The organism is Pengzhenrongella sp., from assembly GCF_036565025.1.
In the GTDB taxonomy this organism is placed as follows: domain Bacteria; phylum Actinomycetota; class Actinomycetes; order Actinomycetales; family Cellulomonadaceae; genus Pengzhenrongella.
Window position 1 is genome coordinate 20,625 of record NZ_DATCNW010000027.1, and the last position, 7,617, is coordinate 28,241.

Annotated in this window: 5 protein-coding genes; all 5 read right to left on the reverse strand. The window is 71.1% G+C overall.

Annotated features, from left to right (window positions below):
* Positions 1–267 precede the first annotated feature (267 nt).
* From VIM26_RS01475 to cas7g, 5 genes are read right to left on the reverse strand one after another with little or no spacing between them, the layout of a single operon-like run.
* Positions 268–873, reverse strand: a complete 606-nt coding sequence (locus VIM26_RS01475; RefSeq protein WP_331948537.1) for a type I-E CRISPR-associated protein Cas6/Cse3/CasE — start codon at positions 871–873, stop codon at positions 268–270.
* Entirely contained in the window at positions 870–1,985 is a 1,116-nt protein-coding gene (locus VIM26_RS01480; RefSeq protein ID WP_331948538.1) for a hypothetical protein, read from the reverse strand. The genes VIM26_RS01475 and VIM26_RS01480 overlap by 4 nt, the downstream gene beginning before the upstream one ends.
* Positions 1,982–4,819 carry a type I-G CRISPR-associated helicase/endonuclease Cas3g gene (gene cas3g, locus VIM26_RS01485; protein ID WP_331948539.1) on the reverse strand — a complete coding sequence of 946 codons (2,838 nt, stop codon included), beginning with the start codon at positions 4,817–4,819 and terminating at the stop codon, positions 1,982–1,984. Before cas3g ends, VIM26_RS01480 begins: the two co-directional genes overlap by 4 nt.
* Positions 4,816–6,165 carry a type I-G CRISPR-associated protein Csb2 gene (gene csb2 / locus VIM26_RS01490; protein WP_331948540.1) on the reverse strand — a complete coding sequence of 450 codons (1,350 nt, stop codon included), beginning with the start codon at positions 6,163–6,165 and terminating at the stop codon, positions 4,816–4,818. The genes cas3g and csb2 overlap by 4 nt, the downstream gene beginning before the upstream one ends.
* Positions 6,162–7,334, reverse strand: a complete 1,173-nt coding sequence (gene cas7g / locus VIM26_RS01495) for a type I-G CRISPR-associated RAMP protein Csb1/Cas7g (protein ID WP_331948541.1) — start codon at positions 7,332–7,334, stop codon at positions 6,162–6,164. Before cas7g ends, csb2 begins: the two co-directional genes overlap by 4 nt.
* Positions 7,335–7,617: the final 283 nt, after the last annotated feature.

Sequence of the window (7,617 nt, forward strand, 5' to 3'; positions counted from 1 at the left end):
CGACATTGAGTGCTTCAACCCCCGCGCGTGCGGGGCGGACAGGACCACTACCTGACGATGCTCGGCCGCCGTGCTTCAACCCCCGCGCGTGCGGGGCGGACGACTGCTCGAACACGATGACCGGGACACCCGTGCTTCAACCCCCGCGCGTGCGGGGCGGACGGCTGTGCGCACAGTGCCTCGCCTGCTGCGACGCTTCAACCCCCGCGCGCGCGGGGCGGACCCAACTGACCTGCGTGTTTGTGGGCCCCAAGGTACCGGCGCAGTTCATGTTTCGACGGTCAGCAGTCCGAATCCATAGTTCTTTCCGCGGCCGATACCTCGATCCAGTGCTGAGCCGAGGGCAGGGTGATCGGTGACGACCGCCTGCGCGACGATCTCCCGGTAGGTGACGTTGATCGTGCCCCTCGCGCCCGCTGGGCGGGCGTCGGACACCTGCAGGTCGGCCCGGTCCACCTGGAGTCCGGCGTCGGTGAGGCGGCGCCACGCGACCTTGACGGCTTCGTCGTCGGTCAGCGGGCGGGTCTGCTGGGGCCCGCCGTTGCCGGTGCCGCGGGAGAGTCGCTTCTCGGCCACCATCGCGACACGCGCGCGCACCCGGTCACCCGTTTCAGGTGTGGTCACGGTTGTTGACGAGCCGCTGATCGGTTCGTTGCTGCGCACGAGCAGTTGCACCGTGTTGCCGTCCACCCCGTCGTCCCCGGGCAGGCTCAGCCGGAACGTGACCCCCAAGTCGGCGCGAGGGGTCTGCGACTGGTTGGGAAGCTGGCCGGCGGCGGCCATCACGAACTGGTGCAGCTTCTGCAGGCTGACCAGCTCGTTCTGGGCGAACGACGGCGTCAGCGGGAACTCGAGGAGCGTCTGGTAGGTCATTTGTCCTCCGTGGTGGAGATGAAGCCGGTGGTCTTCTGGGATTCCCCGAGCGGGGCGATGGTCGATGTGAACCGGCGAAGCCCCGCTGAGATGGCCAGGTCGGGGCTGCGGAGGATCTCCACTGCCGAGGTCACCCGCATCGGGGTGGTCCACAGCGACCACTTCAACGAGGCGGTCCGTCCGTCGACGTCGGCTGGCGGCAGGCACCGGGTGGCGGCCGCGACGAGCAGTTCGTTGACGGGCAACGGGCTCGCCGGGGGGCAGTACCGGAACATGACGTCGGTGTCGTACTCGACCTGAGGGCTGCCGCCTGCCAGCAGCGCGCTCACGGCGCGGGCGACCCGTTCGAGGGTCATCACGGCGGGTTTCGGCGGCGGAGATCCGGGCTCGTCGCCCCAGGCTGCCGCCATCGAGGGCAGCGGACCCGACACGGGGCCGGACTTGCGGAACCACAGGCGTGACCCGCTGAGCTTGCGTTCGTCCTTGACCTGGATGCGCACCTGGCCGCGCGCGGGAGCGGCGCCGGAAAGGTCGGTCAGCACCCCGGCGATCATCACGTTCGCGTACTGCTCCGGCGCGGTCACCGTCACGGTGCCGTCCGCCCCGAACTGGACCCACGGGTGCTGGACGTCGGGCGCGAACCGCCGCTTGCTGATCGTGAGCGTCTGGGTCCGGCCTGCTGGCACCGTGATGCTGACCGTCGGGACCGGACCGCTGTTCGGGCCGGAAACCTTCGTGAGGATCGCGACCACAGCGGGCTTGGATGGGTCGACGAGGCGAGTCCAGGACGCCACCTGCCTACCCTTGGCCCAGGTTCGCTCCTGGAACTCGAGCCACGCGCCCAACTGCGGGGTCTGCGTGACGATCGTGCGGTCGGCTCCTTTGAGGTCGTGGGTCGGGTGCGTCTTGTCGGTGATGGCCCGCAACCGGGCAGCGATCTGCTCCGCGGTGGACGAGGTCCGCAGGACCGGCTCAAGCCCGGCGAAGTGCAGCGTGGCGCTCGGCTCGCAGGCGGTCAGCAGGCCCAGCGCGGTCAGGAACCCGGTCGGGTCCGCCCCGCTCAGTGCCGACACGTGGTGCTCAGGGAGCTCGGGTGCTGTGGTGACCGTCATGTGGGGCTCACATTCTCAGAGGAGACCGACCAGTCGGCCAGCCGCAGGACCGCCTCCATCAGCGCCAGGCCGTACGCGCCGTAGGTGACGTTGAGGTCGTGGAACTGGGTGGCCCACTCGTCGCTCAGGTCCGCCTGCAGCGCGTTCGCGGCGCTGACCGACTGCCCGCCGATCTCGTAGTCGCTCGCCTGGCCGGCTTCGGGGTAGACCTGGAACATGCCGCGCCCGTGTCCGTGGTGGGCGCCGATCAGGTGCCGCACGAGCGTCGGGTCCACCCCGTCTGGGTAGCCGAGTTTGTCGCTCACCGTGACCGACAGGGCTTCGTGCCGGAACCCGTCCAGGACGCGCGCGAGCCGGTTGGCGTCGGCCCACCGCCACCGCGGCAGGGTCGACTTCGCCCGGACCCCCTCGACGCCGGGGTGCAGAACCAGGTCGCGCCCCACCAGCTCGTACCGCAGCGACTTCTGGAACTGCGGAAGCAGCTTCCCGAGGTCGTGCCGCTGACCGGCCAGCCGCAACGCGGCCACGACGGCCGTGTCCATCCCGACGGTCTGGCCCCAGTCCGCGGCCCGATCCCCGACGTCGCGCAGGTGCCCGTCCAGGCCGAGGTCCAAGGGGGCGGCGCTCTGCGCGCGAGCTCGGGTCGGGGTCGCGAACCAGACCTCTCCGCTGACGACGGGGGTCACGACAATGCCGTCGACGAGCCCGACGTGGGTCACCTGGTCGATCAGCGCTGCTGCTGCCTCGATGGCGAGCGGGCTGGTCGACGTGGTCGGCGGTGTGCTCGAGGCGGCCCGGATCGCGGCCTGGACGAGTTCGCTCATCTCCGAGGCGGGCAGCGCGTCGTCGGGGTCGACAGCGACCGACACGACTCCCGGCGTCTTGGACGACCGGCCGGCCAGCGCGATGACCACCGGCTCCTCACCGGTGAGGCGGAACCCGCTCAGGTCGACTCCGGTGTCCTCGAAGTCGGGCAGGGCACCGAGCCCCGTTGCGACGTAGACGGTCGATCCGGGGGTCAAGGCCGCGCCGAGGGTGTCGTAGCCGGCCCTGCCGGTGAAGCCGAGGACCCGGTCACCGGCGTTGTTCGGCTGGACCACCAGGACGGAACAGCTCTGGTTCTTCTCGGCGTTCATCGTCCTGAGGGCCGCAGCGAGGGTGTCTGGGCGGACGGACCAGGTTTCCCACCCGCGCGCTGGCAGCTCGTTGGCGTACCGCTCATGCGCCTGCTCGGGGAGCACGTTGAGGGCTTCTCGCCACACGACCTGCACGCGGAAGTCGGCATCCTTCGAGCGGATCCACGTGCCCACGTCCGGCTGCCCGGACAGGCCCCGGGTGAACGTGTAGTCGTCGAAGGTGGGCCGGTCGATGGTCAGCACCAGCCCGGCCGCCCGGACGGTGGCGGACGGCAATCCGGCGGCGACCACCTTGTCCAGCGCGCCGACGGTGGCGGTGCCCTCCGCCATGGTTCCGGTCGCCTCGATGACTGCGGTGCCGTAGACCGGTGCCGGGTCGTCGTGGCGGGCCACCACATGGACCGTTGCCCCGGTGCGCTTGCCGGCGCGGTTGACGCGGCCGATGCGCTGCACGAGGGCGTCGGCGGACGGGCACTCGATGACCGCGGCGTCGAAGTCCAGGTCGGCCCCGACCTCGAGGGTTTGCGTGGCGACCACGACGGTCTGCGGGGCGGCGGCGCGGGCCGCGGCCGGGGAACCGTTGTGGAACGGCCTAACCGCCTCCAGGCGGCGCCGGGAGACGGGCACCGGCATCCCCCCGTGCAGCACGACCACCTTGGTCGAGGTCCCGATCCGGTCCTCGAGCTCCGCGCCGAGCTTGTGCGCGTGCTCGACGGTGTTCACGAACGCAACGGTGGCGGTCCCCGGTCCGGCCAGCCGTCCTGCGACCTGGTCGGCCATCTCCGCGACGAGCTCGTCGACGGCCTGCTTGCGGACCGCCGCGGTGGGCGCCTTGCCCGGTGAGGTCGGGTACGTCAGCCAGGTCACGTCGATGGCGGTGGCCTGACGGTTGAGCAGCCGCGCCAACAGGTCGGGATGCTGGGCGACCTCGGCCGCTTCGTCGAACGTGATGGCCGTCAGGGCCGGGCCGGGGCGCAGCGTCGCGGACATGACGGTCAGGGCGGGGCGAGGCAGCGGGCTGGTCTCGAAGTGGTCGCGGTTGCGGGTCAGGACGCGCAGCGTCTGCAAGGACTGCTCGGCGATGTGGGCCTCATCCAGCACGATCAGCGAATCGGCACCGACCAGGGCGGCGTCGATCGGCCGGCGACCGGGGGCGATCCCATACCCGCGCCACAGCAGCCGTGACACAACCAGGTCCAGGGTGCCGACGGCGATCGTCGGGGTGAACGGACTGCTCGTGTGCTCCGGCCTGACCGGCAGCCCGCCGCGCAGGGCGACGACGTCGACCAGGGACCGCTGGGACGTGGTGGTCCCGTCTGTCGTCTGGTGGCTGGTCGCATCGAGTGCGCGGGCGACGGTGAGCAGGGCGCCATCGGTGGCAGCCTCCACGGCCGCCTTCATGCGCAAGGCGGTGTCGTGCACGTCGTCGACGACGACCCGGCGGTCGACCAGGAAGTGCAGTCGGGTGGCGACCGTGCGCCGGTCGCGGAGCCCGGCCGCCAGCTCGTGCCGCTGGCGGGCAAACGCCCACAACCAGGCGGTCACGATCTGCGTCTTGCCCAGGCCGGTGGGCACCGCGACGGCGTCGATCGGCTCGCCGGCGTACAGCCGCTCGGCGGCTTGCATCTGCCACAGATACGGGGTGCGGTCGCCGTTGATCGCGCCGAAGAACTCCCCGAATGTCGGGAACGTGGTCACAGCAGGGTCCCCCTTCGGGGGTCGTCGTCGTGGGTGCCGGGGTCGGCCGGGATCAGCGCAACGCGGGCGCCTGCGACCTTGAGGAACAGCGGGCCGTGCACACTCTCGGCGAACTGCACCGAGACGTAACCGGATGACGTCCGTTCCGGGAAGTACGGCTGCCACGACCCGCGCGGCTCGCGGTGCGTCCCGAACCCGACCACCGGCTCACCGGCCAATGCCTCCAGCCCGGGCTGGGCCTGGTGCAGCGTGAGTGCTTCGTCGACGCCGAGGTTCACGGGCGTCAGGGTGGTCCACAAGGGAGACCGGGCCAGCAGCCGCGACGCGAGCCACACCTCGAGGCTTTGGCCCGGAACGTCGTCCGGCGGCGAGGACTCGAGCCGCACGAGCCCGGTCCGCGTCGGCACCTGAATGGTGGCGGGCAGTTCCCCGACGCTCGGGTCGCACACCAGCACCGCCTTGAGCCGGCCGTCCGCGTCACCCCCGACCCCCCACAGCACGGGGATGACTTCCCGGGCACCGAGCTCGGCCGTCACGGTCCCAACTGCGAGCAGGATGTCGCCGGCGAGGGCCACACCCCGGTCTGCGACCCGGTACAGGATCTGCTGCCCCACCCACGTCAGCGCCTCGCGGCGGGTGGCGCACCCGACGCCGATCGGCTGGGGCGGCTCGACGGTGCGGTAGGTGGCGAACGTGCGCTGGGTCTTGACCGGCTGGTCGAAGCCGATCGACCGGTTCCGCAGCCGCGACTCGTGCACCGCGTCCAAGGATGCCAGGTGCTCGCTCGACGGGACCCCGAGCCTCAGCGCGCCACCCATGTCGGGCACGAGCCGAACACGGCCGGGGGCGACGGGCCCGGACACCGGCTCAGTTGCCGCGACGGAGATGACCGCTGGGGTCGTCGGCCGTCCCAGATACGGCACCTGCCGGGCGACCGGGACCAGGGCCGCGGCCAGGTCGCCGAGCCCAGGCCACACGTAGCTGACCGACGCGTCGCCGACGTGCACGGACGGCTGCGCGAGGGCGGCCTCCTTGCGGTCGAACGTGTCGGACACCAGCTCCTGCCCGCCGCGCACCAGCTTGGGTGTGCGGCCGTTGACGTCGACCGTGTACTGGGTGGGAACCCAGCGCCCGGTCCCCGTGGTGGGCTCTGCCGTCGGGGCGTCGATGATCGGCGGCGGCGCGGCGAAGAGCTCCACCATCACCGGCCGGCCGGACTCGCCCGCGACCGACAGCAGTGCCGCGGCGAGGCGCGCCGGAGACGGCGGCCATTCACCGGCGTTGCCGGTAGACCCGCTGAACCGCCCGTTCGGGAACCGGACCGAGACGGTGAGGTCAGCGCTCACGCGTCGTCGCCGTCGGCCTTGGCCTGGTGCGCGGCCGCCACCGCCGCGATGCGCAGGTACGCCTCAGGGGCGTCGATCTCGAGCTGGCCCTTCCACCCGAACGTGCCGGTCCCGAGCTCGCTCACCAGAGCGATCAGGTCCTCGCGGGACGGCAGCTCGAAGGTTGTCGGGCCGGAGCCGCGCTCGAGCGTGCAGACCGGCGCGCCCTTCAAGATGAGGTCCGCACCAGAGCGCAGGTGCAGGTCGTACTGCGCCTCGGTGACCGCCAGCAGGCCCAAGGCCAGCGCCAGGACGCGACCCTCGGGGGTGTGCTCGCCGAAGCTGAAGTGCCGCAGGTGGGAGAAGCCGATGAAGGTGGCGCCCTGGATCAGCTCGTAGGTGACGGCCGGGTTGGACTTCGACGGGGGGATCGTGCCGAGGCCGCCCTGGCTGTAGGCGGACTTCGACGCCGCCTCGCCGCCCTTCGCCTTCGTGCCCGCGGTCAGCGCGCCAAACGGGTCGATCCGGGTGCTCAGGCGCGGGGCGAACGACACCCCGTGGGCGATGACCTCGGAGGTGATCACCCGTGCGGACCGGGTGGCGGCGCTGTTCGCTGCGCCATTGGAGCGGGAGTCGAGGAGGTCGTCGAGGATCTTCTGGTTCTCGGCGGTGGCCTTGCCCTTGATCTCCTTGGGGACCGAGTGCCACCAGCCGAACAGCACCGAGGCGGGGAACCAGCGCAGCAGCGCTTCGGCGTCCCACACGGTCGCGTCGTGGATGGCCTGGGCGTCGTCGTCTGTGAGGTGGCCCTCGAGGATCGCCCGGTCCTGCAGCAGGCGCCAGTGCGCGTCCGCCTGGCGGTGCGGCCAGTCCAGGGACGTGTTCCGGCGGGCGACCCGGTCCGCGCCGTTCACGACGAACAGTGGGTAGTCGACGTCGCCGGCGACTGCCTTCAGGGCTGCCTCCATGCGGTTCGCCTGCGACGCAACGGTGTCGATGACGACCGCGTACTTCCCGTCTGAGGTTTTGAACAGGCCCTCCGACTTGTCCGGGCCGGCCTTGTCGAGCTGCCCGGCCGGCGGCGCGACCGTCAAGCCGCCCGACTCGAACTCGGACCGGATGCGGATCCCCGCGACGTCACGGTCGTCGATGATCGCGGTGAGCTGTTCGCGGACTTGGGCAACACTCACAGGGGTACCTCTTTCGCATGGCGGCGTCGGTGCGGCGCCTCGTCCGATCGGTTCAGAGACACACGGTCCCGGCTCTGTCCATGTTGGCCCGCAGGTGAAGGCCCTGACTGCCGCTTGGGAGTCCGACATTCGGGGCGGTACTGCTAGTGTCCTGCGCCAGTAGTTCGTCGTAGAAGTCGGCCGAGGGATTCGAGAATCTGTTCGGCGGACTTGGTCCAGATGAAGGGGCGCGGGTCGGCGTTCCAGCCTTTGACCCATTTGCGGATGTCGCCTTCGAGGGCTT